General features: G+C 64.9%; 28 protein-coding genes. 10 read left to right on the top strand and 18 right to left on the bottom strand.

Features of this window, described 5'->3' with window-relative positions; genetic code table 11:
- Window positions 1–300: 300 nt before the first annotated feature.
- From ACQY78_RS07195 to ACQY78_RS07230, 8 genes are all read right to left on the bottom strand, one after another.
- Window positions 301–1464, bottom strand: a complete 1164-nt coding sequence (locus ACQY78_RS07195; protein WP_428684116.1) for a glycosyltransferase family 61 protein — start codon at window positions 1462–1464, stop codon at window positions 301–303.
- Between the two features lie 685 nt (window positions 1465–2149).
- Window positions 2150–2467: a hypothetical protein gene (locus ACQY78_RS07200; protein WP_428684118.1), complete on the bottom strand. Its 318-nt coding sequence runs from the start codon at window positions 2465–2467 to the stop codon at window positions 2150–2152.
- Between the two features lie 373 nt (window positions 2468–2840).
- Window positions 2841–3053 carry a hypothetical protein gene (locus tag ACQY78_RS07205; RefSeq protein ID WP_428684120.1) on the bottom strand — a complete coding sequence of 71 codons (213 nt, stop codon included), beginning with the start codon at window positions 3051–3053 and terminating at the stop codon, window positions 2841–2843.
- Window positions 3054–3237: 184 nt separating this feature from the next.
- A complete protein-coding gene (locus ACQY78_RS07210; protein WP_428684122.1) occupies window positions 3238–4242 on the bottom strand; it encodes an ABC transporter ATP-binding protein in 1005 nt (334 codons plus the stop codon).
- Window positions 4243–4253: 11 nt separating this feature from the next.
- On the bottom strand, window positions 4254–5165 hold the full coding sequence (locus tag ACQY78_RS07215) for an ABC transporter ATP-binding protein (RefSeq protein ID WP_428686333.1): 912 nt from the start codon (window positions 5163–5165) through the stop codon (window positions 4254–4256).
- 72 nt (window positions 5166–5237) lie between these two features.
- A complete protein-coding gene (locus ACQY78_RS07220) occupies window positions 5238–6191 on the bottom strand; it encodes an ABC transporter permease (protein WP_428684124.1) in 954 nt (317 codons plus the stop codon).
- The gene (locus ACQY78_RS07225; protein ID WP_428684126.1) at window positions 6157–7119 is read right to left on the bottom strand and encodes an ABC transporter permease; all 963 of its coding nucleotides are present in this window, start codon (window positions 7117–7119) and stop codon (window positions 6157–6159) included. Before ACQY78_RS07225 ends, ACQY78_RS07220 begins: the two co-directional genes overlap by 35 nt.
- Before the next feature lie 60 nt (window positions 7120–7179).
- A complete protein-coding gene (locus ACQY78_RS07230; RefSeq protein ID WP_428684128.1) occupies window positions 7180–8970 on the bottom strand; it encodes a peptide ABC transporter substrate-binding protein in 1791 nt (596 codons plus the stop codon).
- A 129-nt stretch (window positions 8971–9099) separates the two neighbouring features.
- On the opposite strand from ACQY78_RS07230, the gene ACQY78_RS07235 reads away from it, so the two are divergent.
- Both ACQY78_RS07235 and ACQY78_RS07240 read left to right on the top strand, forming a co-directional pair.
- Window positions 9100–9417 (top strand): DMT family transporter, encoded by a 318-nt coding sequence (locus ACQY78_RS07235; protein ID WP_428684130.1) that lies wholly within the window; start codon window positions 9100–9102, stop codon window positions 9415–9417.
- A 16-nt stretch (window positions 9418–9433) separates the two neighbouring features.
- Window positions 9434–10021 carry an NUDIX hydrolase gene (locus ACQY78_RS07240; protein WP_428684132.1) on the top strand — a complete coding sequence of 196 codons (588 nt, stop codon included), beginning with the start codon at window positions 9434–9436 and terminating at the stop codon, window positions 10019–10021.
- A 2-nt stretch (window positions 10022–10023) separates the two neighbouring features.
- Here the strand turns inward: ACQY78_RS07240 and ACQY78_RS07245 are convergent, their stop codons facing one another.
- Window positions 10024–10449 carry a DoxX family protein gene (locus ACQY78_RS07245; RefSeq protein ID WP_428684134.1) on the bottom strand — a complete coding sequence of 142 codons (426 nt, stop codon included), beginning with the start codon at window positions 10447–10449 and terminating at the stop codon, window positions 10024–10026.
- Between the two features lie 88 nt (window positions 10450–10537).
- Here ACQY78_RS07245 and ACQY78_RS07250 point away from each other — a divergent pair, with 88 nt between their 5' ends.
- From ACQY78_RS07250 to ACQY78_RS07270, 5 genes are all read left to right on the top strand, one after another.
- Entirely contained in the window at window positions 10538–10930 is a 393-nt protein-coding gene (locus ACQY78_RS07250) for a DUF2946 family protein (protein ID WP_428684136.1), read from the top strand.
- 62 nt (window positions 10931–10992) lie between these two features.
- Window positions 10993–13176, top strand: a complete 2184-nt coding sequence (locus ACQY78_RS07255; protein ID WP_428684138.1) for a TonB-dependent receptor — start codon at window positions 10993–10995, stop codon at window positions 13174–13176.
- Window positions 13170–14363 (top strand): exo-alpha-sialidase, encoded by a 1194-nt coding sequence (locus ACQY78_RS07260; RefSeq protein ID WP_428686334.1) that lies wholly within the window; start codon window positions 13170–13172, stop codon window positions 14361–14363. The genes ACQY78_RS07255 and ACQY78_RS07260 overlap by 7 nt, the downstream gene beginning before the upstream one ends.
- A complete protein-coding gene (locus tag ACQY78_RS07265) occupies window positions 14360–14845 on the top strand; it encodes a TlpA family protein disulfide reductase (RefSeq protein WP_428684140.1) in 486 nt (161 codons plus the stop codon). The genes ACQY78_RS07260 and ACQY78_RS07265 overlap by 4 nt, the downstream gene beginning before the upstream one ends.
- Before the next feature lie 45 nt (window positions 14846–14890).
- Window positions 14891–15364, top strand: coding sequence for a copper chaperone PCu(A)C (locus ACQY78_RS07270; RefSeq protein WP_428684142.1), 474 nt, complete (start codon window positions 14891–14893; stop codon window positions 15362–15364).
- A 105-nt stretch (window positions 15365–15469) separates the two neighbouring features.
- On the opposite strand, the gene ACQY78_RS07275 is transcribed toward ACQY78_RS07270, so the two are convergent.
- The 4 genes from ACQY78_RS07275 to ACQY78_RS07290 are packed head-to-tail and all read right to left on the bottom strand — an operon-like array spanning window position 15470 to window position 18923.
- Window positions 15470–15865, bottom strand: coding sequence for an MAPEG family protein (locus ACQY78_RS07275; protein ID WP_428684144.1), 396 nt, complete (start codon window positions 15863–15865; stop codon window positions 15470–15472).
- A 20-nt stretch (window positions 15866–15885) separates the two neighbouring features.
- Window positions 15886–16524, bottom strand: a complete 639-nt coding sequence (upp, locus tag ACQY78_RS07280; protein WP_428684146.1) for a uracil phosphoribosyltransferase — start codon at window positions 16522–16524, stop codon at window positions 15886–15888.
- 22 nt (window positions 16525–16546) lie between these two features.
- Entirely contained in the window at window positions 16547–17695 is a 1149-nt protein-coding gene (locus tag ACQY78_RS07285; protein ID WP_428684148.1) for a DUF1688 family protein, read from the bottom strand.
- Window positions 17688–18923, bottom strand: coding sequence for a GTP cyclohydrolase II (locus ACQY78_RS07290; RefSeq protein ID WP_428684150.1), 1236 nt, complete (start codon window positions 18921–18923; stop codon window positions 17688–17690). The genes ACQY78_RS07285 and ACQY78_RS07290 overlap by 8 nt, the downstream gene beginning before the upstream one ends.
- A gap of 115 nt (window positions 18924–19038) precedes the next feature.
- On the opposite strand from ACQY78_RS07290, the gene ACQY78_RS07295 reads away from it, so the two are divergent.
- Window positions 19039–19479, top strand: a complete 441-nt coding sequence (locus tag ACQY78_RS07295; protein ID WP_428684152.1) for a hypothetical protein — start codon at window positions 19039–19041, stop codon at window positions 19477–19479.
- Between the two features lie 51 nt (window positions 19480–19530).
- Here ACQY78_RS07295 and ACQY78_RS07300 read toward each other — a convergent pair whose 3' ends face one another.
- The 5 genes from ACQY78_RS07300 to ACQY78_RS07320 form a co-directional block, all read right to left on the bottom strand.
- The gene (locus tag ACQY78_RS07300) at window positions 19531–19869 is read right to left on the bottom strand and encodes a hypothetical protein (protein WP_428684153.1); all 339 of its coding nucleotides are present in this window, start codon (window positions 19867–19869) and stop codon (window positions 19531–19533) included.
- A 222-nt stretch (window positions 19870–20091) separates the two neighbouring features.
- The gene (locus ACQY78_RS07305) at window positions 20092–20481 is read right to left on the bottom strand and encodes a c-type cytochrome (protein ID WP_428684155.1); all 390 of its coding nucleotides are present in this window, start codon (window positions 20479–20481) and stop codon (window positions 20092–20094) included.
- Window positions 20482–20484: 3 nt separating this feature from the next.
- Window positions 20485–21693 carry a molybdopterin-dependent oxidoreductase gene (locus ACQY78_RS07310; RefSeq protein WP_428684157.1) on the bottom strand — a complete coding sequence of 403 codons (1209 nt, stop codon included), beginning with the start codon at window positions 21691–21693 and terminating at the stop codon, window positions 20485–20487.
- Window positions 21694–21824: 131 nt separating this feature from the next.
- Window positions 21825–21992 (bottom strand): hypothetical protein, encoded by a 168-nt coding sequence (locus tag ACQY78_RS07315; protein WP_428684159.1) that lies wholly within the window; start codon window positions 21990–21992, stop codon window positions 21825–21827.
- Window positions 21993–22020: 28 nt separating this feature from the next.
- Window positions 22021–22935: a 2-hydroxyacid dehydrogenase gene (locus ACQY78_RS07320; protein ID WP_428684161.1), complete on the bottom strand. Its 915-nt coding sequence runs from the start codon at window positions 22933–22935 to the stop codon at window positions 22021–22023.
- A gap of 66 nt (window positions 22936–23001) precedes the next feature.
- Here ACQY78_RS07320 and ACQY78_RS07325 point away from each other — a divergent pair, with 66 nt between their 5' ends.
- Together ACQY78_RS07325 and ACQY78_RS07330 are read left to right on the top strand one after the other, a co-directional pair.
- Window positions 23002–23436, top strand: coding sequence for a hypothetical protein (locus tag ACQY78_RS07325; RefSeq protein ID WP_428684163.1), 435 nt, complete (start codon window positions 23002–23004; stop codon window positions 23434–23436).
- A gap of 25 nt (window positions 23437–23461) precedes the next feature.
- Window positions 23462–23899 carry a cupin domain-containing protein gene (locus tag ACQY78_RS07330; protein WP_428684165.1) on the top strand — a complete coding sequence of 146 codons (438 nt, stop codon included), beginning with the start codon at window positions 23462–23464 and terminating at the stop codon, window positions 23897–23899.
- The last annotated feature ends 127 nt before the right edge of the window (window positions 23900–24026 follow it).

Consider the following 24026-nt stretch of genomic DNA (forward strand, 5'->3'; position numbering starts at 1 on the left):
CATCTCCCCGAGCACTTGCCGAGGAAGCACACGCCAGCACAAGAAGCGCAGATAAGGCTTGAATGCGCATTGAGTTCCCGCCGATCAGATTTTTCAAAAGTGCGCACACGCGTACTCAGGAGGCCTCGATCCGGAGAGTATCAGAAGTATCGCTGGATTTCCCAGCCAGGTTCACAGCGCAAAGGCGCGATAGCGCCGGCACTTCAGCCCCCAGTAGCCCTCGTACGTCGCTGCCGGCCGCCTCGATTAACAAATGATGCGCTCTAGGATGCACAGCCGCGCAGCACAGGCCATCCTTAATCAAAGATCGTGCCGATTGTTCAACTCTGCGTCGACGATTTCTTTCGTGAAGCGGAGGAACGCCGACTTGTCGACGGTAAGATCGGCGTTGTTCGGGTTCTTCCTGGACTGCTTGTTTTCGACCTTTTCGCCGACGACGTAGTAATAGTTGAAACCGAGCTGGCTAGCGATTCTCAGGAACGCCGACCCGTGCACCCCACCTTCGGGGAAAATCTCGACCAGCGTCGTGTTGGGACGGCAGAAGAGGATGTTGGTCAGCTGCGCGCCGTGTGCCGACAGGACAATGCGCGCATTTCGAAAAGCGTCGATCTGCTCCGGCAGCGACAGCATTGCGGGCGAAACGATACGGAAGCCCATGTCTTTGAGCCCGGGCAACAACTCGTCCTCGTTGAGGATGCGCCGCATAGACGATTCGTTTCTCGTCACGTACAGCAGTTCGCCGCTACGGTCACGCGAGTGGCGAACGGGCGCCGGCAGCAGCAGATCGAGAAAACGCGCCATTTCTCGCACTTGCGTGCCGATACGCTGGCCGCCCCCGAAAGTCAGGCCGGACGAATTGACCGTTCTGCCGCGCAACAGGCGGTCTCTGTGATTTGCGGAGACGAGCGGCCGCCAGGAGAGCATATCCACCGACTGCTGCTGGTACGAAATAGGGAGGTCGGGGACGACGACATCCAGACTGCTTCCACGGAGGTTCTCGCGCAGAAGCGAGGACTTGCTGCACACGAACAGCTTGCCCATGCTGTCCAGCCACCATCGACAGTAGTTGCCCATGCGCTGGGAGGCGAGCGGCAGCACGATGCGGCCGTCGTCTATGTCAAGAGCTGCGGCTAGCTCCTCCGCAGAAGCGCCTTGATAGCTCGCGAAGAGCTTTGGCACGACTGCGGTCTCACGTACCGGCCGACCATCTATCACTGTCAATCCAGCACGAATGTCGACATGGCTGTCGTTGGCGTAGACCACATACACCGGTCCAGCATCGAAGCCGGCTTCAATTCCATTGGACTCAGGGAGAGAAGCGCGGAAGTGATTGTGCACCAGATAGGTCTGCTTCTCCAAGACCTCCAGGAAGAGGCCCTTTCGTATCTCGAAGACGCCGGTGTTGTCCGCCACCGACTCCGACAGCGACAATGGGTCCGGCGCCTTGCTTACATCCTCGCTCACACGGCATTCCTCCCGTCGCTGGGCGCATCAACGACGATCCACACAAAGATGCTGAAAACTGCACCTGGCAGGCATCTGGATTTCGCAGCTGGAACATCCATCCGACCAAGTGTACGCGCCGATGTGCACTTACATAACGAATTCTGCGCGAAAGTTAAGCGATCAGGAAGTTGAGCCGTTGATCCCCCCTCTCAATCCTGCGCGATTCGATCATAAATTGCTCCACAAGACCTCTTTTTGCTCGTATAGTGTGGATTTTATGCATGCATCGGATTGGAAGGACTACTTCGGATGCGCATGTTGCCTACGACATGGTCTCCGACATGCGAAAGCTCAACATTACAAAATTACTCTCGCATTGACTTGTCGAGAATCTGACCTGCAGCAGGGAGTCCAAGGCGACGATCATACCGGTCTCTTTTTCGACGAAAGTTCGAGGCCGTTTGGCAGAGCGTCCGGAATGCAGGGTTGCCAACACCCGATGTTGCCATCGAAGAGGTATGCCGAGTGAAAGGCGTTTATCTTCTTGCCAAGTTGTTAGACTGCCCTTGCAAGAGGCGGCAAAGGGCCAAGTTGGGATTGTCCCTGCTCGGAGGTCGGGGGATAGAGTTGTCCGTCCCGTCCCTCGGCAGACTTTCGTGTCGATCGGCCAGCCGATGGCGACAGGCACGGTCGTCTAACGGCCTCACGCCTCCGGCACCTGCTCGTGGTAGTGACACGCCGCCCAGTGGCTCGGACGCTTCTCCTTCAGGACCGGTGCGCAGTGGCTGCAGTCCGGCCGCGTGATCGGCCCGTGGGTGTGGAAGCGGCAACCCGACGGCGGGCGGATCGGATTGGGGACGGCCGCTCCCGGCATGATGCGCTTGCATGTCACCGTCGGATCAGGATCGGCACTGCCAAGATACATCACCGCGATGCGCGTCGAGATATGCTCCATCACGCTGAGATCGTGGGCGATAAACAGGTAGGTAAGGCCAAACCGCTTCTGCAGTTGCTCCAGCATATTGATGACCTACGCCTGGATCGACACGTCGAGCGCGGAGACCAGCTCGTCGCAGATCAGCGGCTTGCGCTCTTTCTAGAGCCTGCTACCGCTTGCTGCCGGGCGATCGCATTCCCGTGTCTCCAAGATATTGGGGGCCTCGACGGTCGGCTGTTCGAAGGAGCTTCCAGGGGAAACATGCTCGCCCATATCGGATCTGAACGATCCCTGGATGAAGGAGGTGGATTGCGAGCGCAAGCTTCAGACAGTTGTCCAAGTTCAGGCCGCCTACCAGATGCACCTGCTGCTAGGTCGGGCCGGCGACACCAAAGGTGCCGGAAAATCCGTCGACTTGGGATTGGCGGACCTCCTTCTTTCGAAGTGGAACAGGGTACTAGGCGTTTCCCTTTGAGCTTCCCCTCAGGCCGGCCAAACGAGCGGCATCGCGACTGGAGGCAAACGCTGCGATTCGGATCGATTCGGCCATGATCGCCGCCTTCTTCTTCCCGTTCGAGTAGAAGGCGTTCTTCAGATAGGTGAGTTGCTCGTCCAGCTGCTTGCCCTTGACCGGGTCGCCCGCCGCAACGGTCGCAATGACGATCTTCATGATCTGAAACAGCGCTTCCTCATTCTCGGTGAGGATCGCACTCGCCTTCTTGCTGCTATCCTCTGACATGGGGATCCTCGGCTGTTGGGGGCGAACTTCTAGCCGTCGCCCCTTGGAGGGTCCAGGGATCCGCGAAGGGATCAACATGCATGACGCGCCACTGGAGTGACGCGCCCCCCCAGCGCTAATCCCGGTAGTGACAGGCCGCCCAGTGACCCGGGCGCTTCTCCTCGAGCACCGGTGCGCGCTGGCTGCAGTCGGGCCGTGCGATCGGGCAGCGGGTGTGGAAGTGGCAGCCCGAGGGCGGGCGGATCGGGTTGGGGACGTCGCCTTCCAGCATGATGCGCTTGCGCTTCACCGTCGGATCGGGGATCGGCACGGCCGAGAGCAGCGCTTCCGAGTAGGGGTGTATCGGCGTGTCATAGAGCTCCGCCGCCGGCGCGATCTCGACGACGCGGCCGAGATACATCACCGCAATGCGCGTCGAGATATGCTCCACCACGCTGAGATCGTGGGCGATGAACAGGTAGGTGAGACCGAACTGCTCCTGCAGGTCCTCCAGCAGGTTGATGACCTGCGCCTGGATCGACACGTCGAGCGCGGAGACCGGTTCGTCGCAGATCAGCAGCTTGGGCTCGACGGCCAGCGCGCGGGCGATGCCGATGCGCTGGCGCTGGCCACCGGAGAATTCGTGCGGGAAGCGCCGCATGTGGTCGGGCCGCAGCCCCACCGTCTCGAGAAGCTGCACGACCCGGTCCTCGTGCGCCTGCCGCGAGGGCGCGAGCTTATGGATGGTCAGCGCCTCGCCGATGATCGCGCCGATCGTGAGGCGCGGGTTCAGCGACGCGTAGGGATCCTGGAAGATGATCTGCATGTCGCGCCGCAGCGACTGCAGTTTCTCGGGGCCCATCTTCGTGACGTCGGCGCCCTGGAACCAGACCTCGCCCGAGCTCGGCTCGATCAGGCGCAGGATGCAGCGGCCGGTCGTCGACTTGCCGCAGCCTGATTCGCCCACCAGACCCAGCGTCTCGCCGGGAGCGATGTCGAAGCTGACGCCGTCGACGGCATGCACCTTGTCGATCACGCGCGAGAGGATGCCGCCGCGAATGGCGAAATGCTTGCGCAGGTCGCGCACCGACAGGAGCGGTTCGGCAGCGTCGGGCGCCGGCACGGCAGCGGGAGCCGTCATGGATGTATTGCTCACAGCACGCACCGCACGAAGTGGCCCGCTCCGACTTCCTTGAGCGGCGGGATCCCCTGGTTGCAGATATCCATCGCGAACTTGCAGCGCGCGGCGAAGCGGCAGCCCGGCGGCGGTTCGAGCATGTTGGGCACGGTGCCGGCGATCGCTTCCAGCCGCTGCTTCTTGGCGGCACTGCGATCGACGCGCGGGATCGAGCGGATCAGGCCCTGCGTATAGGGATGCCGTGGATTGCCGAACAGCGCCTCGACGGGCGCCTCCTCGACCACCAGGCCGGCATACATGACCGTCACCCTCTGGCAGGTCTCCGCGACCACGCCCATGGCGTGGGTGATCAGCATGATCGCCATGCCGAAGCGATCCTTCATCTCCTGCATCAGCTCGAGGATCTGCGCCTGGATGGTGACGTCGAGCGCGGTCGTGGGCTCGTCGGCGATCAGCAGCTTGGGCTGGCAGGAAAGCGCCATGGCAATCATGACGCGCTGGCGCATGCCGCCGGAGAACTGGTGCGGATAATCGTGCACGCGGCGCTGCGGATTGGGGATGTTGACCAGCCGCAGCATCTCGGCGGCGGCGACCAGCGCCTGCTTGCGCGAGAGCTTCTGGTGCAGCTCGATCACCTCGGCGATCTGGTCCCCCACCGTGTAGACCGGATTGAGTGAGGTCATCGGCTCCTGGAAGATGATCGCGATCTCCTTGGCGCGGATCGAGTTCATCTCCGAGGCTTCGAGCGGGATCAGGTCCCTGCCCTTCCACAGGATCTCGCCAGCCTCGAAGCGGCCGGGCGGCATGTCGATCAGCTTCAGCACCGAGCGCGCGGTGACGGTCTTGCCGCAGCCCGACTCGCCCACCACGCCCAGCGTTTCGCCGCTGTCGATGTGCAGGTCGACTCCGTCGACGGCACGCACCATGCCGTCCTCGGTCTTGAACCAGGTTTTCAGTCCGCGAATGTCGAGCAGAGGTTCGGCCACGCTACACCAGCACTAGAGGACACGTCGCGGATCGAGCGCGTCGCGCAGCCCGTCGCCGATGAAGTTGATGGCCAGCACGGTGATGAAGATCAGCGAGCCGGGGAACAGCGCCCAATGCGGCGCGATATCGAGATAGTCCTTGGCGTCGCGCAACACGCTGCCCCAGGTCGGGACATCGGACGGGAAGCCGAGGCCGAGGAACGACAGCGTCGATTCCGCGATGATGGCGGCGGCGATGTCGATGGTCGCGACCACGATCACCGGACCGAGTGCGTTGGGCAGGATGTGCTGAGTCACCTGGCGCAGCCGCGAAGCGCCGAGCGCCCGGGCGGCCTCGACGAACTCCTTTTCGCGCAAGGAGAGGAACTGGGCGCGCACCAGGCGCGCCGCCGACATCCAGCGCGTGCCGCCGATGACCGCCACGATCAGCACGAAGGCCCCGCCCTCGACCCCCAGCACGCCCTTCACCGGTTCGCGGAACAGATAGATCACCAGCAGGAGCAGCGGCAGCTGCGGCAGCGACAGGAAGAGGTCGGTGACCCACATCAGCGCCGCATCGACCCGTCCGCTCGCCATGCCGGCGACGGAGCCGACCAGCAGCCCGAAGAAGATGGCGACGACCATCGCCGCGACGCCCACCGCGATCGAGATGCGGCCGCCGTAGATCAGGCGGGCCAGCAGATCCTGCCCCAGATCGTCTGTGCCCAGCGGATGGTTCCAGGAAGGTCCCTGCAGCTTGGCGGCGAAGTCGATCTCGTTGATCGGCACGCGCCAGATGAACGGCCCGAACAGCACCGCGAACAGGATCACGGCGAGCGCGATGGCCGAGAACAGCGCCATCTTGTGGCGCCGGAAGCGCCGCCAGGCTTCCTGCCAGGGCGAGAAGTTCTGCCGCTTGGCCGCGGCAGCGGTCGCCGCCGTTGCGGGCGCGTCAGCGGTAAGCGATGCGGGGGTCGAGCCAGCCATAAAGGATATCTGCAATGAGGTTGAAGATGACGACCAGGCAGGCCGAGACGAAGGTGACACCCATGACGACGGGCGTGTCGTTGGAGAGCATCGAGGTGATCAGCAGCGAGCCGATGCCGGGGACACGGAAGATCTGCTCGGTGACGACCGCGCCGCTGAAGACGATGGGCATCTGCAGCGCGACCAGCGTCACGACCGGGATCAGGGCGTTGCGCACCACGTGCCGGGTGATGACCTTGCGTTCGCCGATGCCCTTGGAACGCGCCGTGGTGACGTAGTCGAGGCGGATCACGTCGAGCACCGAGGAGCGCACGAAGCGCACCAGCGCCGCGCCCTGGAAGAGGCCCAGCACCGTCACCGGCATGATCGACTGCTTGATGTGCTCCCAGTAGAACTCCCAGCCCGTCGCGCTGATGTCCGCGCGGTAGACGAAGGGCAGCCAGTCGAGCTGGATCGAGAAGACCAGGATCAGCACCAGCCCTGTGAAGAAGGTCGGGAGCGAGAAGCCGATGAAGGCGAAGGTGTTGGCGATCTGGTCGAACAGCGAATAGGGCCGGGTGGCCGCCAGCACGCCGACGGGAATGGCGACCGCAATGGCCAGGATCTGCGAGGCGCCGATGACGACCAGCGTCACGGGCAGGCGCTGCATGATCAGCGTGCTCACGTCCATGCGGCTGACGAAGGAGAAGCCCCAGTCGCCCTGCATCAGGGCGGTGAGCCAGTGCCAGTAACGCATCCACACCGGGTCATCGAGGCCGAACTTGGCGCGCAACGCGGCGCGCACCTCCGGCGGCACGGCCGGGTTGGTTGCGAGTTCATCGAAGGGATCTCCGGGCGCCAGGGCCAGGAGGCTGAAAAGCACGACGCTGATCCCGAGCAGACTCGGGATCATGATCAGGAGCTTCCGGATTACGTACTGCCTGCTCACGCGATGGACCTGCAAATAAGAAAGCCCTCCCCGCGAGTCACGGGGAGGGCGTTTTCGGACCTAGGCGTCCTTGAACCAGTCGCTGAGATCGGAGGTGTTGTTGTCCCAGCCGCTGATCTGGCAGTTGAGCTTCGATGCCTGCGCCGAAACCGTCGGGCGCTGAACGATGCCCATCAGGATGTGGTTCTGGACCGCGAGGTCGTTCATCTTGATGAACGCCGCCGCGCGCTTGACGGGATCGAGCTCCACTTCGGTCTCGCGGTAGAGCTTGTCGGCCTCAGGGCTCTGCCAGCGCGTGATGTTGCGGCCCTGCCACTTGTTGTCCTTGGTGGCGGCTTCCCACGAGACGAGCTGGAGCATGTGCGTGCCCGGATCCGGCTGGCCCATGGTCGTCGTGTACATCTCAAGGTCGGTGTAGAACTTCGTGTAGGTGTCCGGATTGGCCACGTCCGACGAGAAGAACACCGAGGCCGTCACCGACTTCAGCTCGATGTCGATGCCGGCCTTCTGGGCCGCCTGCTTGATGATGGCCTGCGTCTTCTGGCGCGGCTGGTTGATCGAGGTCTGGTAGACGAACTTGAGCTTCTTTCCGTCCTTGGCGCGGATACCGTCCGCGCCCTTCTTCCAGCCAGCCTTCTCGAGGATGTCGCTGGCCTTGTCGACGTTGAACTCGATCGGATTGTTCTTGGAATCGAAGCGCGGCGGACCGTACAGGAAGTTGCGCGTCGCCGGACCGGTGCGGCCGTAGATGTGGTCCTGGATCGACTTGTTGTCGACCAGCAGCGCAATCGCCTTGCGCACCTCCGGATCGCTGAGCGTCGGATGCTTGGTCTTCAGGCTCGCCCGCTCGCCATCGACCTCGGTCCACGGATCGGTCGTGTTCATGAGGAAGAACTCGATGTTGCCGCCCGGCGTGATCGAGACCTTGCCCTTGCCGCCCTTTTCCAAGCGCGTGAGGATCTCATCCTCGACCTGGAGGTTCCAGGCGAAGTCGAATTCGCCGGTCTGCAGCACCGCGCGCGCGGCCGAGACGGCGTCGCCGCCGCCTTTCATCTCGACCGAGTCGAAGTACGGCTTGTTGGCCTGATGATAGTTCGGGTTTGCGACGCCCGTTACCAGATCGCCCGGCTTGAAGTCTTTGAACATGTAGGGACCGGTGCCCACCGGCTTCAGGTTGGTGGGGGCGTCGCGCGATTTGGCGCCGATGAAGTCGGCGAACAGGTGCTTGGGGATCAGCATGCCGCGCGTGCCCACGAAGGCGTCGGCCCAGAACGGCGTCGGCTTCTTGAAGGTTACCTTGACGGTGTACTGGTCGACCTTCACGACCATGACGTCCTGGTAGGACGCGATCGTGTAGGCGGCGGTTGCCGGGTCCTTGGCATATTCCCAGTTGAACACGACGTCGTCGGCCGTGAACGGCTTGCCGTCATGCCAGGTGACGCCCTGCTTCAGCTTCCACGTCACCGACGTGCCGTCGGCGGAAAGACCGCCATTCTCCTTGGTCGGGATCTCGGCCGCGAGCTTGGGCTTGAGGTTACCCTCGCCGTCCCACGCCGCCAGCGGCTCGTAGAAAAGGCGCGACCCGTCCTGGTCCTTGGTGCCGACCGCGAAATGCGGGTTGAGCAGGGTCGGGCCCTGCCACCACAGCAGCTTGAGCGGGCCGCCGCCGCCGCGCTTGGTCGGCTTGTAGGTCGAGGCCGGCTGCGCCATCGCCACGCCTGACGACAGGAGGATCTGGCCCGCCGCCGGCGCACCGATGCCCACAGCCATCATCGCCTGCACGAAACCACGTCGCGAGAGCTTGCCGGCCTTCACCTTGCCGATGAGGCCACGCAGTTCACGTTCCTTCATTTCAACACTCCCAAGATCAATGCCCTTCCCGGTGCCGCCCTCGCTATGCTGCAAGATGCGTGCAATCCTTGATCGTTACAGGCTGTAACGTTGCCGTCAATGACAGCACTTGCTGTGGGGAGACACTGAATGGCTTGGATTTCTCTTTTCCTGGCGGGACTGTGCGAAATCGGCTGGCCCGTGGGCCTGAAACTCGGCTGGACGGAGCAGGGCGTCCGGCCGGGGTGGCTGCTTTTCGCCGCCGTTGCCATCGTGGTGAGCGGCGCGCTGCTTATGTGGGCACAGCGCACCATCCCGATGGGCACCGCCTACGCAATCTGGACGGGCATCGGCGCAGTCGGCGCCTTCGTCGTTGGCATCCTGGCCTTCGGCGATGCCGCCTCGACGATCCGCATCGTCTCGATCGCGCTCATCGTGGCCGGCATCGTCGGCCTCAAACTCGCGTGAAGGGTGCGCGTTGCGGATGAAAGACAAGGTCGCGCCGTGGAAGGTGCTCGAGTCCAAATACAATTATCGCGACCGCTGGCTGGCGCTGCGGTCCGACACGGTCGAACTGCCCAATGGCCGTGTGCTCACGCCCTTCCACGTCATCGAGCAGCCCGACTGGGTCACCGCCATCGCGATCACGCACGATGGCGGGATCGTCCTGGTCGAGGAATATCGCCACGGCGCGAGGCAGGCCGTGATCGAGCTGCCGAGCGGCATCCATGACGGGCCGGGTGAGCCGCTCGACCAGATGAAGCGCGAATTACGAGAAGAGACCGGCTTCGTGAGCGAGGAATGGCACCCGCTCGGCGCCTTCTTCGCCAACGCGCCGCGCCTCAGCAACCGCGTGCACTGTTTCCTGGCCCTCGACGCTCGCAAGGTCGCCGAGCCGGCGCTGGACGAGGGCGAGGTCATCGTGAGCCACGAGGTGCCCCTCCCCCGCTTCCTCGAGGAGCTGCGCGACGGACGCCGGACCTTCCACGGCTTTCAGGGCGGAGCGATGTGGCTGCTCCACACCTACGCCCGCAAGACCCGCGATAGACGGCTGGCGGCGCTGCTGGACTAAGCTTACCGCCGCAGATCCCGCAGGCGGCCGGCGACGGCACACACCATGAACCCGCCGATCAGCGAGACATGCTCCATGGCGACGCGGAAGTGCGGCGTGCGGGCCGGCTCCTGCATCGCCCAGAATGGATGGGCGAGCACGATGGCGACGACCAGAAAGCCGCTCAGGATGCCGCAGCCCAGCCACAGCCAGCGATCCAGCAGGATCAGCAGAGAGCCGATCAGCAGGGTCGCTATCAGCACGACGTTGAGCAAGCCCGCCGGCTGGAGGCCGATGGAGGCCAGTTCGGCGGCGCTGCCCTGGAATTCGGCAAGGTGGCGGAGCCCCGCGCTCCAGAAGACGAAGGTCAGCACCAGCCTGGCCAGAAACCAGCCGATCCCGCTGTCCAGGAAAGCCGCGATCGCCCGCGGCATATCGTTCCGGCCCATATGGCTTCTCCCCCGAGAGTGCTTTTGTGCATCATAAGGCGACAAGCTGACCTCTTCCACCTTGCCTCGTTTTGTGCGTAATTTGGCCATGATCCGCAAACAACCCGACCGGGGCTGGCGCGCGGCGGCATTCGCCGTGGCGTTGTTTGCGATCACGCTCAACTTCTTCCAGCCGCTGGCCCACGCCGTCCTGATGCGGGACGGCGGCCCCGAGGCAGCGGCCCGGACATGGGGCGTCTTCTGTCTGCCCGGTGCCGACCAAGACGGTTCGCAGTCCCCCGGCCAACAGGCGGGCAAGGTTCACGAATGTTGCCTGGGCCTGGCGCACGCGCCCGTGCTCGCCGAGCCCAGCGCCACCGCCTTCCTGCTCGTCGAGCCGGTCGTCCAGACCATCGTCTTTGCGGCGAACGACGAAGCCCTCGCTCCCGTCGGCATCCGCGACGGGCCTCACCGACCACGCGGTCCACCCTCCCACGTCTGACGCCTGAACCCGCGACGCCCTGCCGTGCGTCGCGTTCGTTTGTCATTCGTGGGGAGATTTTCATGTTGTCCATTCGCGTGGCCACGGCCACCGCTTTCGCAGCCCTCGGGCTGGTCCCGATGCTTGCCCGCGCGCAGGGTGCGCCGCCGGCCGGCGATCCAGCGCCCGCCACGAGCCAGCAGCCAGTGTCACTGCCACCGATCACGGTGAGTGCCGGCCGCGGCTCCGATCTGCAGAAGCTCGACGTCAGCACGACCGTGATGAGCCGCGAGCAGATCCAGGCGATGCCCGAGACCGGCGTCGACCAGCTCGTGAACCGCATCCCCGGCGTCTGGTTGCCGAACATCCCGACAGGCCAGCTCCATCCGACCGCCCAGCCGGTGAACATCCGAGGCTTCGGCACCAGCACGACGATCAACACCCTGATCATGGTCGATGGCGTGCCGGTCAACGATCCCTATTTCCGGACCATGAACTGGAGCACCATCCCGAAGAATTCGGTCGAGCGCATCGAGGTCATCCGCGGCGGCGGCGCCACCAGCCTGTGGGGCAACATGGCAATGGGCGGCGTGATCAACATCATCACGCGCGAGCCGACGAGCACCTCGGCCTCGGCCGATACCAGCTACGGCAGCTACAATACCTCCACGGCAGAGGCGGCCGGGAGCTACGTCATCAACGACAAGGTCAAGATCGGGGCGAGCTACAATCATGCCCAGAGCTCGGGCTACAACCTCACGCCCGCCCAGTACCAGAACGCCAATCTCGTTCCGACGGCGTCCAAGGCAGACAACGTCGCCGCCAGCGTGTTCGTGACCCCCAACGAGAACCTGAAGCTCTTCGCCAAAGGCTATTGGAACCAGACCTACGAGGACGGGCTGGTCTGGACCTATGCCCACAACAACTGGTCGACCTACCGCGTGCTGGCCGGTGGCAGCTACAAGTTCGACGAGAACCAGTCGCTCAACTTCAGCGGCTGGGCGAGCGGCGGTTCGTTCGGCACCATCAACGTCGCCAGCGGCTCCTACACGCTGAACAACATCAACGCGACCAACCAGTATGTCAGCCAGATCGAAGCCGCGCCCAATTCGGACGTCGGCGGTTCGGTCTTCTACGAAGCCAATTTCGGACCTCTGCGCGACGTCAAGATCGGCGTCGATGCCCGTCGCACGATGGTGACCGACTACAACAACCTCTATGCCAGCGTGTCGGCCAATCCCACGACCTTCGTCGTGAACGGCGAGCACCGTTTCCAGGGCATCTTCGGGCAAGGAACCTACCGCTTCACCGGCATCCCGATCGATATAACGGTCGGCGTGCGCGGCGACTTCTGGCAGGCCATGAACGCCAGCGTTCTCACGACGAACTCGAGCAACCTGAACGTGGTGCCGAACGCCAGCGCGGCGAGCTTCGATCCGCGCATCGGCATGAAGTTCTACGCCAGCGACGAACTGACCCTGCGCGCCGCGATCTATCGCAACTTCTCGGCGCCCGGCATGAACCAGATGTACCGGGTGTTCGCCAGCGGCACGAGCTACTCGACGATCAATCCCAACCTCCAGCCGATGACCAACTTCGGCCAGGAGGTCGGCTTCGACTTCGAGTGGAAGGGCTTCACCCTGTCGGGCACCTATTTCAACAACAACCTGGACAACTTCATCGACTACATCACGGTCTGCAACACCAGCCCGGCATGCGCCGCGCCCTATGTCGGCGCGGCCGGCCTCGGCGCCAACTTCACGACGGTCCGCCAATACCAGAATGTCGGCAACGCGACCTTCCAGGGTCTCGAGCTGATCGCGACCTGGCAGCCGTTCGAGCAACTGAGGCTGACCGGCGGCTTCACCAGTACGAATGCCTATCTCACCAGCTCGGTGAATCCGACGCTGGTGCGCACGGGCGTGCAGCTCGGCCAGGTGCCGGGCTACATGTTCACGGCCGGCGTCGAGTGGCGGCCGATCGAGACCCTCGTCCTGACGGCCGCGCTGAAATCGTTCCCGCAATACTGGAACGACACGAACCATACGCAGTTGAACGACGGCGCCACCCTGATCGACCTCGGCCTGCGCTGGACCCCCGTGAAGGACGTCGACATCTATGGCAGTATCCAGAACCTGACCAACGTCCAGTACCTGGCGCAGGGCTATACGCGAACCTCGTTCGAGGGATCGACCGTCAGCGCCTCTGCCATCCCGCAGCTCGGCATGCCGCTGACTGCCACCGCCGGCCTGAGGGTGAAATTCTGATGCGCGCTCTTCTCGCCTTTACAGCCTTGCTGTTGTTCGCCGGCACCGCCGCTGCCCAGCACCAGCACGGCAAGCCGGGCGCGGCCGCACCGGAGGCCTTCACCGCCACGCCGGCCTTCGGTCCCGACGGCACGCTCTGGCTGGTCCGCGCGATGGCCGACAAGATCGTCGTCGTGCACTCGACCGACCTCGGCAAGACCTTCTCGGAGCCGGTCGCGGTCACGCCGGAGCCGATGAACCTCGACTGGGGGCCCGACGCACGGGCCCGCATCGTCGTCGATCCGAAGGGGCGACTGGTCGTGACCTTCGCGATCTTCCAGGACCGCAACTTCAATGGCCGCGCCTACTACTCGCGCTCGAACGACAACGGCGCGAGTTTCAGCAAGCCACAGCCGATCACCGCCGACACGACCAGCCAGCGCTTCGAGACGGCAGCCGTCGATCCAGCCACAGGCCGCGTCTTCGCGGCCTGGCTCGACAAGCGCAACGTCGCCAAGGCGCGCGCCGCCGGGAAGCCTTATCCCGGCGCGGCGCTCGCTTATGCCTGGGAGGATGGCGAGGCGGGCTTCGGCCCGACCTCCATCGCCCTCGACAATACCTGCGAATGCTGCCGTCTCGGGGTTGCCTTCGCGGGCCCCGGCAAGCCCGCCGTGGTGTTCCGCAACATCTTCCCAGGCTCGATCCGCGACCATGGCGTCATCACCTTCAAGGACGAGAAGACGCCGGGCCCCGTGCGCCGCGTCAGCGCCGACGAGTGGAAGATCGAGGCCTGCCCGCATCACGGCCCCAGCATCGCGATCCTGCCGGACGGCTCCTATCACGTCGCCTGGTTCACCGACGGCTCGGCACGCAAGGGTCTGTTCTATGCCCGCGCGGACAACGGCGACACGCCGTTCGGCGCGCCGCGCGCGCTGTCGACGCCCAAGCGGCAGCCGGCGCGGCCGTATCTCCTGGCCAACGGCACCGCGCTCCATCTCGTGTGGAAGGAGTTCGACGGCACGAAGTCGACCGTACGCTGGCAGGTGAGCCACGATAGCGGCCGCACCTGGAGCGATCCGCGCACCGTCGCCGATACCGAGGACGCCTCCGACCATCCCCTGCTCGCAGCCAATGCCGGCCGCGCCTATCTGTCGTGGCTCACCAAGGCCGACGGCTATCGCCTGATCCCCCTAGAGGACCAGCCATGACGTTTCGTCCCGTCCTCCTCGCCCTCCTGCTCGCGGTCGCCTCGGCCGGCGCCCAGGCGGCCGACTTGCAGTCCTTCGGCCGCGGAAGCTGGTCCAAGCTGCGCGCCGCCCATGACGGCCAGCCGACCGTCGTGCATTTCTGGGGCCTCACCTGTGCCCCCTGCCTCGTCGAGATGCCGGAATGGGGCAAGCTGCAGGCCGAGCGGCCCGACATGCGCCTCGTGATGGTGGCGGCCGATCCGGTGCCGCAGGATCCGGCACGGGTCTCCGACATGCTGGCGCGGGCCGATCTCGCGAAGGCCGAGAACTGGGCCTTCGCCGACCGTTTCAACGAGCGCCTGCGCTACGAGATCGATCCCGCCTGGCCGGGCGAGCTGCCGCGCACGATGCTGATCGATCGTGACGGCAAGGAGACCGTTCTTACAGGCGTCGCCGATCTCGGCGAGGTCCGCGCCTGGCTCGACGCGCAGAAAAAGCGCTGACGCCCCAACCTCTTCCTTCGCCCATTCTCTCCAGGAGTTCCTTCGATGCTCGTCCGCCGCCTATTCCTCGCCGCCGCGGTTTCTCTGCTCGCATTCCCCGCCCTGGCGGACGACTACAAGATCGGGTCGATCGACATCACCACGCCGTGGACCCGTGCCACGCCGCCGTCTGCGCGCACCGGCGGCGGCTTCATGACCATCACCAACAAGGGGACCGTGGCGGACCGGCTGGTCTCGGCGCGAAGCAACGCCTCCGACAAGGTCGAGATCCACGAGATGCAGATGGACGGCAACGTGATGCGCATGCGCGAACTGGCGAAGGGTCTCGAGATTCCGCCGGGCGCCACCGTGATGCTGAAGCCCGGCAGCTACCACATCATGTTCATGGAACTGAAGGCGCCGCTCGCCAAGGACGCCAAGGTGCCCCTCACCCTGGTGTTCGAGAAGGCCGGCAGTATCGACGTCCAGCTCAACGTCGAAGCCATGGGCGCCATGCCGCACGGGCACGGGAAGAATTAACCCGTCATCTCGACCGGAGCGCGCAACTCCAGTTGCGCTCAAGCTTTGCAGATCAACAAGGCATGAGCGCCACTAGGCGCGCTCCATTGATAGTTTTCGCGGTTGCTACAGCGCCTTCAGCAGTTCGATCGCGATCAGCACCATGCCGATGACCGAGACGAACCAGGCCGCCGTGCGCAGCCAGGCGATGCCGGCGACGTAGATCACGGCGTAGGCGACGCGGCCCCAGAAGAAGATCGCGGCGCCCATCGCGGTCATGGCGTTGGCCTTACCGGCGACCGCTGCGATCAGCACCAGCGCCGCGAACAGCAACATGTTCTCGACCATGTTGAGATGGGCGCGCTTGGCGCGCCCGGCCCAGCCCTTGATCTCGGGCAGGCCTTCGCGGTTGCCCGCCAGCGTCGGCAGGCCGACCGCCCGGTTGGCGCCCGTCGCCGCCACCAGCATCTGCCCGAACGTCAGGATCACGGAGAAAAGGAGGTACTTGAGGTCCGGCGACATCGGCGTTTCTCCCGTTGTTGTTATTTGGTCCCGAAGAGACGGTCGCCCGCATCGCCGAGCCCGGGAACAATATACCCGTGCTCGTTGAGCTTTGCATCGATCGCTGCCGCGAACACCGGGACGTCGGGATGGACCTCGGCGAAGGTCCGTGCACCCTGCTCCGAGCCCAGCACGCAGATGAACTTGATGCGCTTGGCGCCCGACTCCTTCAGCCGGTCAACCGCGGCGATGGCCGAATGGGCCGTCGCCAGCATTGGATCGCAGACGATGACGTCACGGTCGGAAATGTCCTGAGGGATCTTCAGGTAGTACTCGACCGCCTGCAAGGTGCGCGGGTCGCGATAGAGACCGACATGACCGACCCTCGCCAGCGGCACGAGGTCGGTGACGCCCTCGGCCAGGCCGAGCCCGGCGCGCAGGATCGGCACCACCACCAGCTTCTTGCCGTCGAGCATCGGCGCGTCCATCGCCTCGATCGGCGTCTCGATTCGCGTCTGCACCATAGGCAGGTCGCGCGTAGCGTCGTAGCCCAGCAGCAGCCCGATCTCGCGCAGCAGGCGGCGGAAGTTTGTGCTCGACGTCGCCTTGTCGCGCAGCTTGGTGAGCTTGTGCTGAACCAGCGGGTGCGTCACGACATGGATCGAGTGCGGCAATGACATCGTCTTCTTCTCCCCAAAAACTCTAGAACACCGTGCCGTCGCTCTCGACGGTGATGGGCGGGCCGCCGCCGGGCCGGCGCGCCGCCGCCAGCCGGCGTCCCGCAAACCAGGTGCCGGCTTCCAGCACCTTCACGAGCGGCAGGCGCGCCGCATCCATCCCGAGATGCAGGCGGACATGCTCGGCGATCCGGTCGAGCAGCGCCACGGTGAGCGCCCGCCATTCCACGATCGCCTCGTCGCCGGGCGCGAAAGCCTTCTCTAGCAGCACGCGCTGCTTGGGCCGAAGCGCGCCGGCATCGACCAGCAGACCGCCGTTGCGATACTCGGGCAGGCCGGTCAGCGCATCGAGCGCCACGACTTGCAGGCCTGCCCCCTCGATCGGCTCGACCAGCGAGTAGCTCATCCATTGCGAGAGCTTGTGGAAGGGCACCAACCCGACCACCGGATGCTCCCAGACGTCGCCGCGCGGCGATGGCCAGATCGGCGAGAGCTTGTCCAACACAGCTGCCAGGATGGCGTCGGCCCTCACCTCGCCGCTCGTCGCAACGATATCGAACAGCGCGCCCGGCCGCTCCAACCCGACGCCCCCCAGCTTGCGCAGCAACTCCGCGCGCCCCTCGAGGCCGAGCAGCGGATTGTGCGCCTTCACCTGGAAGCCCATCGCGATGTCCATCGGCGTCAGTTGCGCCAGGCGCTCGGCATCGACCCGCAGCGGATCGCCCTTGGCGTCGCGGCTGAAGGCGCCATTGGCGAACATGTGCAGGCTGGCCACGCCCAGCCCCTCGGAACGCGCGTAGGTCTCGTCCGTGCCAGGCTCGCGGAAACTCCAGGCCGCGCCTGCGCCGGCGTCGAGCAGAACGGACACCACCGCGAGGTCCATGCGCCGACGCGCGATCTCCTCGGGCGGCAAATGCTTCAGCCGCTCGGCCAGCGTGCTCCAGCGGTCACGGCCGCCCGATTCGAAATGCCGCCAGCGCGAATGGAATGGGATCGCCGCCGGATTGGGGAAGCGCTCGCGCGTGACGGCCAGCGTCGCCTGAACCGCTGCCTCCAGCCCGTTGGGATCGAGCTGGAACCACTGGGATTGCCCATCCTCGACATACTTCAGGACCTTCGCCGCCCGTTCCCGGATGGCGACGGGTGTGCGCAGGTACGCCAGCGAATCATTCATCAAGGCCACGTCCCTTGGCACGCGCCAGTTCGTTCGATCCCGGCTTGGTCGGGCTGAAATAGCCCGCCGCCTTCTTGGCATCCATCTCGACCAGCGCGTCGGCGGGGATCAGATGCTCGGGGATCGGCACCTGCTCGACGATCTCGATGCCCTGCTCGCGCAGCGCGTCGGACTTCATGTTGCTCATCGAGGCGAAGCGGTCGATGCGGCTGATACCCAGCCAGTGGAAGATGTCGGGCATCAGCTCCTGGAAGCGCATGTCCTGCACGCCCGCCACGCATTCGGTGCGGTTGAAGTACTGCGCGGCCGAATCGCCGCCCGGCTGGCGCTTGCGCGCGTTATAGACGAGGAACTTCGTCACCTCGCCCAGCGCCCGGCCTTCCTTGCGATTGTAGATGACGACGCCGACGCCGCCCTTCTGCGCCATGTCGATGCAGATCTCGATGCCATGGGCGAGGTAGGGCCGGCAGGTGCAGATGTCGGAGCCGAATACGTCGGAGCCGTTGCACTCGTCGTGGAGGCGGCAGGCGATCTTCGTCTCGGGCTTGCCGAGCTTCGACACGTCGCCGAAGAAGTAGATCGTCGCGCCCCCGATCGGCGGCAGGAACAGTTCGAGGTCGGGCCGCGTCACCAGCTCGGTGTACATGCCGCCGGTCTCCTCGAAGAGCGTGCGGCGCAGGTCGACTTCCTTGACGCCGAAACGCTCGGCGATGCCGGGCAGCCACCAGACCGGCTCGATCGCCGCCTTGGTCACCTTCACATCGCCCGAACCGCTCAACAGGTCGTTGTCGGGCTTCAGCCGGCCGGCGGCCATCGCCTCCATGATCTCCGGCATGTTCACATGCGCCTTGGTGATGGCGATGGTCGGCCGGATATCCCACCCCGCCGCCAGTTTGTCGGCGAAGACCTCGGAGACGAGATGGCCCCACGGGTCGAGCGACACGATCTTCTTGGGATCGAACCAGCTCTCGAACGGCCCGATGATCTCGGCCGGCGAGGTGTTGGTGAGGTCGGGCCGATGATCAGCCTTGAGCTCCTTCGCCGCAATGGCGAGGGCACGGTAGATCCCGTAGCTGCCGGAATGGACGCCGATGACGTTGCGATGGGACGTGAGGCCGACCGTTCCGACGACCGGCCCGCGGACCGCCGGGTCGCGCGCGCCCCACACCACCGGAGGGGCCGGCTGGCCGCCTTGGCTGGGATGGGTATTCAGTCTGATATGCGCCATGTGCTTTCCGGTCCTCTGGGAGCTGGAAAGCGAGGAACTGTACAGCGAGTAGATGACCAAAGGAAGACGCTGCGCCCTTGCGTCTTGTTGTCGGGCGGGAGACCCTTCACGCGACATGATGAAAATCACCCTGGCCGCTTTCTACATGCTCCTCGTCCTGGTCGCCGCGCCGGCCGGACTGTGGGCGGCCGACCCGGTGCCGACGCCGAGGCCTATCTACTTCTCCTCCGGTGCCAGGAGCGGCACCGTGGGTGGCCACGTCCAACGCGGCGAGCAGAACCTCTATTCGCTGCTGGGGGATGCCGGCCAGTTCATGACCGTCTCGATCACGACACCCGGCGGCAATGCGGTGTTCCAGATCTACGAGCCCGACACAGCAATCGGCCGAGACGGCGACGGACAACTGACCTTTACCGGCAAGGCGCTGCGCACCGGCGCTCCGGGCGAGGACGCGACGCGCTGGACGGGCCGCCTGCCGCGCAAGGGCACCTACATCATCGCAATCGGCAGCACGCGCGGGAACGCCAACTACAGCATGGACGTGAAGATCGAGTAGATTCACTGATGCGGCGAGAGCGATCGACTATCTGATGTTCCGGACCGCAGCTTACTTCCCGCCACCATCACCATCACCGCCCCCATCGCCACCGCCGTCACCGCCGTCACCGCCGTCACCGCCGTCACTGGAAATCTCGATCGAGAGACCTCCCCAGAAGCCGCTTCGGTCGGTCTTCGTTCCTTCTGCCTCCGTTTTCGGCCAGGCATTTGCGATGACCTTCGCCACGATGGAACCGACAAAAAAACCGGCAAAGATACAGGTCCCCCAGGCTTGGTCGTTTCTTGCCAGGGGATTCAGATAATAGATCGCGGCTCGCGAAGCGCAGGCGATCGCGGCGGCGAGCACCAGTAGAACGAGCCCAAAAGGAATTACGATCTTGCGCGACATGCGTGTGATAGTCACTGTTTATACTATCGCATTTCAACAAGGGAACCGCTCAAAGATCGCGCGTCACCAGAAGGTTCCGCAATCGGTGTGACCGCGATCGTCCTCGCGCAGTGGGACTTCTCCTGAAATGCACCACGCCTGCCAGTGCAACATGCATTGCTTCCCGCCTTGCTATCGGAATGCCAGCGTTCATTCCGTTGGAGCCTCTAGGGCGGCGGCCGCCTACTTCGAGCCCTTCGTGGTGGCGAGATAATCGACGATCGCCGCCATCTCGCCAGCGTCGACCGGCGCCTTGTAGGCATGGATCATCTTGTCGACGATGCCGTGCCAGGCAGCCTTCGTCAGGTTGGGCTGGGTCAGCACCATGCCGGCCGAATGGCACGACAGGCAGTTCGCGTTGATCGTCTCGGCGGTCGCGCCGCCGGGAAAGACCTCGGTGCTGATCGGCAGGTCGACCGACACCGATTTCAGGACGAAGGCCGTCGCGCCGGACGAAGCCACGGCGGCCGGCGCCGGCGGCGGAAGCTGAACCGCGGGATGGCCGATGAACGCCAGCGTCAGCCCGGCAATGGCTGCGACGGCAAAACCCAGGGCAGCACCGTTGATCTGCATCGCTCAGGCCACCTTCAGGTGCACGGTCTCGATGCCGTTGTGCATGAAGCCGCTGGGGTTCCAGTTGTTTGCCAAAGGCTGCACCAGCCCGCCGTCGTTGGTGCAGCGAACCATCAGCGCGACGTTGCCTGCAGCGGGCATCACCTCGGCCTGCCATTGCCGGAAGCTGTACTTGCCCTCGTCGCGGCCCAGCACCGTGGGCAGCCAGCTCGTGCCGCCGTCCACCGAAAGCTCGACCGACTTCACGCCGGTGTCGCCGCCGAAGGCGATGCCGCGCACCAGGGTCTTGGTGCCGGCCTTCAGGGTCGCGCCGTCTTTCAGGTTGGTCACGAACGAGCGCGGCACCATGCGGTTGATCGGCACCATGGTGAGGTCGGTCTGGCCGGGCTTCATGTCGGCGCCCGGCGTGTCGGGAATCAGATAGGCGTTCCTGGTCCAGAAATTCTCGTCGGGCGCGCTCAGCACTTCGATACGGGCCAGCATCTTCACCCAGTAGGTCGAATACCAGCCCGGCACGACAAGGCGCAGCGGGAAGCCATTGAGCAACGGAAGCTGCTCGCCGTTCATGGCGTAGGCGATCATGACCTCGCCATCGCTTGCATGGTCGAGCGCCAGCGACTTCATGAACTTCGGCGCCTCGGGCACCACCGGATCGTCGAGCCCGGCAAAGCGCACCGCCGTCGCGCCGGCCTTCACACCCGCCCGGTCGAGCACGTCCTTGAGCCGCACCCCCATCCATTTCGCGTTGCCCATCGCGCCGTTGGCCCATTGCGCGCCGGGAACCCGCGGCTCGGTGAAGCCACGCGAGTTGCCCGAGCACTGGTTGACCGCCGCCAGCTCGACCCGCGGCAACCCGTCGACGATCTCTTTCAACGTCAGAGACAGTTCCTTGTCGACATGACCGCGCACCGAAAGCCGGAACGTGCCGACATCGATCTCGGTCGGGATGACCGCCCAGTGCCAGCGCACATAGAAGGAATCGTTGGGCGTGAACACGCCACGGTCGAAGACCTCGAACGGCGTCTCGAGCAGCGGCGGCCGCGTCCGCTGCAGGATCATCGGCCCCTTCTGCGGAAAGCCCTTCGTCAGGGCGCGCTCGGACGGTGCGAACGGCAATTCGACCACCGCCTGCCCCCAGGCCGAGCCCGACACCACCATGAGGCCGCCGGCGCTGGCCTTACCCAGAAAAGATCGCCGCGTCGTTCTCGTCATTGCACTACGCCCATTCACCCACGCTGGCCGGTACACTACTCACAACAGATTGCGTGGGACCAAGGCCTTTCTGTCGCGCCCATCGCATACGAAGGATGCAGCTTCCCGCTTCGCTATCGGAATGCTCGCGTTCACGCCATTGCAACATTTCCAGCAGCAGTTGCCAGCAATTGATCGGTTGTGAAAGCGGCGCGAATAAGCGTCGGCACGAAGAAGAGAGATACAGGGGAAAGACGGCGGGTGACGCCAGCACGACGGGCGGCCTGGTGCGCGTGAGTGTCCAGCCCGGCCGCCTGCATTTATTCTATCCCGACACCGAGAACGCGATTACGGCGTAGACCATCCGTTCGCGGCCAGGTCGATGGCGCGGCGATACATGGTCATCGCGGCTTCGGGCGTGTTGTAGCCTGCGTGTGCCGTGAGGGTGACGTTGTCGAGTGTGAGCAGCGGCTCTTCGGGCAGGGGCGGCTCCTTGCCGAAGACATCGGTCGCGTAGTGGCCGATCCGGCCCGAGCGCAGCAGTTCGACCAGTGCCGGTTCGTCGACCACTCCCGCCCGTGCGGTGTTGACGATGAGGACGCCCGGCTTCGTCTTCTCGAGTCTGGCCCGGTCGAGGAAGCCGCGCGTGCCGTCGTTCAACGCGAGATGAATACTGACGATCTCGGACTGCGCCAGCAGTTCGTCGATCGGTACGGCCGGCACACTGCCGCCCGGCACGGACGAGCGGTTGTAGGCGATCACCTTCAGGCCGACGCCCTGGGCGATGCGCGCCATCTCGCGGCCGATGCCGCCCAGCCCGACCACGCCCAGAGTCTTGCCCCTGAGCTCCATGCCCTGCATCGGCCGCCAGCCGCCGCCGCGGACGATGCCGTGCATGGTCGCGATGTGGCGGGCCGCGGCGAACACCAGGCCCATCGCATGCTCGGCGACCGTGGTGTCGCCGTAGCCGCCGATGGTCGAGACCTTGATGCCGAGTCGTTCCGCCGCCGCGAGGTCGACGAAGCTGGCGGCGCCCGTGCCGAGGAAGACGATGTGCTTCAGTCCGGTGCAGCGCTTCAGCGTCGGCTCGCTGAAATAGGTCGCGTCGTTGATGACCGTGTCGTAGCCCGCGACCTTGCCCAGCACCTCCTCCTCGGAGACCGGGCCCATGCCGACCGTAATCGGGATGTCTGCCGGCCCGTGGACCTGCCTCCAGACGCGGTCGATGTCCGGCGTCGAATCGATGAACAGTGTCTTGGGCATGTTCGTTTTCCCCCGGCTTTCGCGACGATAGTCCGCAGGAGCCGAGCTGTCTGCTAGGGTGGCGGAATGAACCGACGCTTCCTCCTCGGCACCCTGCCGCTCCTCGCCGCTGCGCCCGCCCTCGCCCAGCAGCTTCCCGCCATCCGCACCCTCACCGTGGCGCCGGGCCCGACCGGCACGAGCGTCACCGGCAGCCTCGCCGACACCAAGGCGCGTGGCCTCTACTACGTGCCGGGACAGGCCGGCCAGACCATGAACGTTGCCGTCGCCTCGCCCGGCAACAACGTCGTTTTCCAGGTCTGGGAGCCGGGCACCGGCGTAAAGACAAATACCGATGGGACCCTCGCCCTCGACGGCAAGCCCCTGCACGATGCCGGTCCGAGCGAGGAGCCTGCCGCCTGGATCGGCGCCCTGCCCAAGACCGGGCCCTATCTGCTGATCGTCTACAGCCGCCGCGACGCGGCCAGCTATACGCTCACCGTTTCCGTGACCGGCTCGTAACCTTGCCGGACAGAGGGAGGATGGCATGACCGACCTGTTTCCGACGACCGGAGAGGCCGAGGAGGAGAAGCTCAAGGACGAGACGGCGGCCGGCGCCGGCATCGTGAGCCATCTCGGTCCCGACTCTTTCAAGAAGGACGGGCTGCGGCCCTTCTTCGAGTACCGTGCGCTCGGCCTGAAGGAACTGACCGGCGGCAAGGTAGGTGCGCACGTGATCCGCGCCGTGCCCGGCCAGCATCCCGACGCGCCGCGCCACAGCCACGCGCTCGACTTCCAGTTCGTCTACGTGCTCAAGGGCTGGGCGATCTTCGAATACGAAGGCTACGGCCAGCACAAGCTCGTCGCGGGCTCGACCGTCTATCAACCGCCTGGCGTGAAGCACAAGGAGATCGACCACAGCGACGATCTCGAGCTGATCGAGATCACCATGCCCGCCGACTTCGCGACGACGGTGGTCGAGTAGTCGTCCGAGCAGCAACGTAGCTATGGCGCTCCGCAGAGGGCAGAGCACCGGAGCCTGCGCACCCGAGATGTAAAGTGAGCCGTCCGCGCCGTCGTCCTGGCGGGACCGCAGCGAGAACTGTACCGGG

Source organism: Reyranella sp. (assembly GCF_965279625.1).
Taxonomy (GTDB): domain Bacteria; phylum Pseudomonadota; class Alphaproteobacteria; order Reyranellales; family Reyranellaceae; genus Reyranella.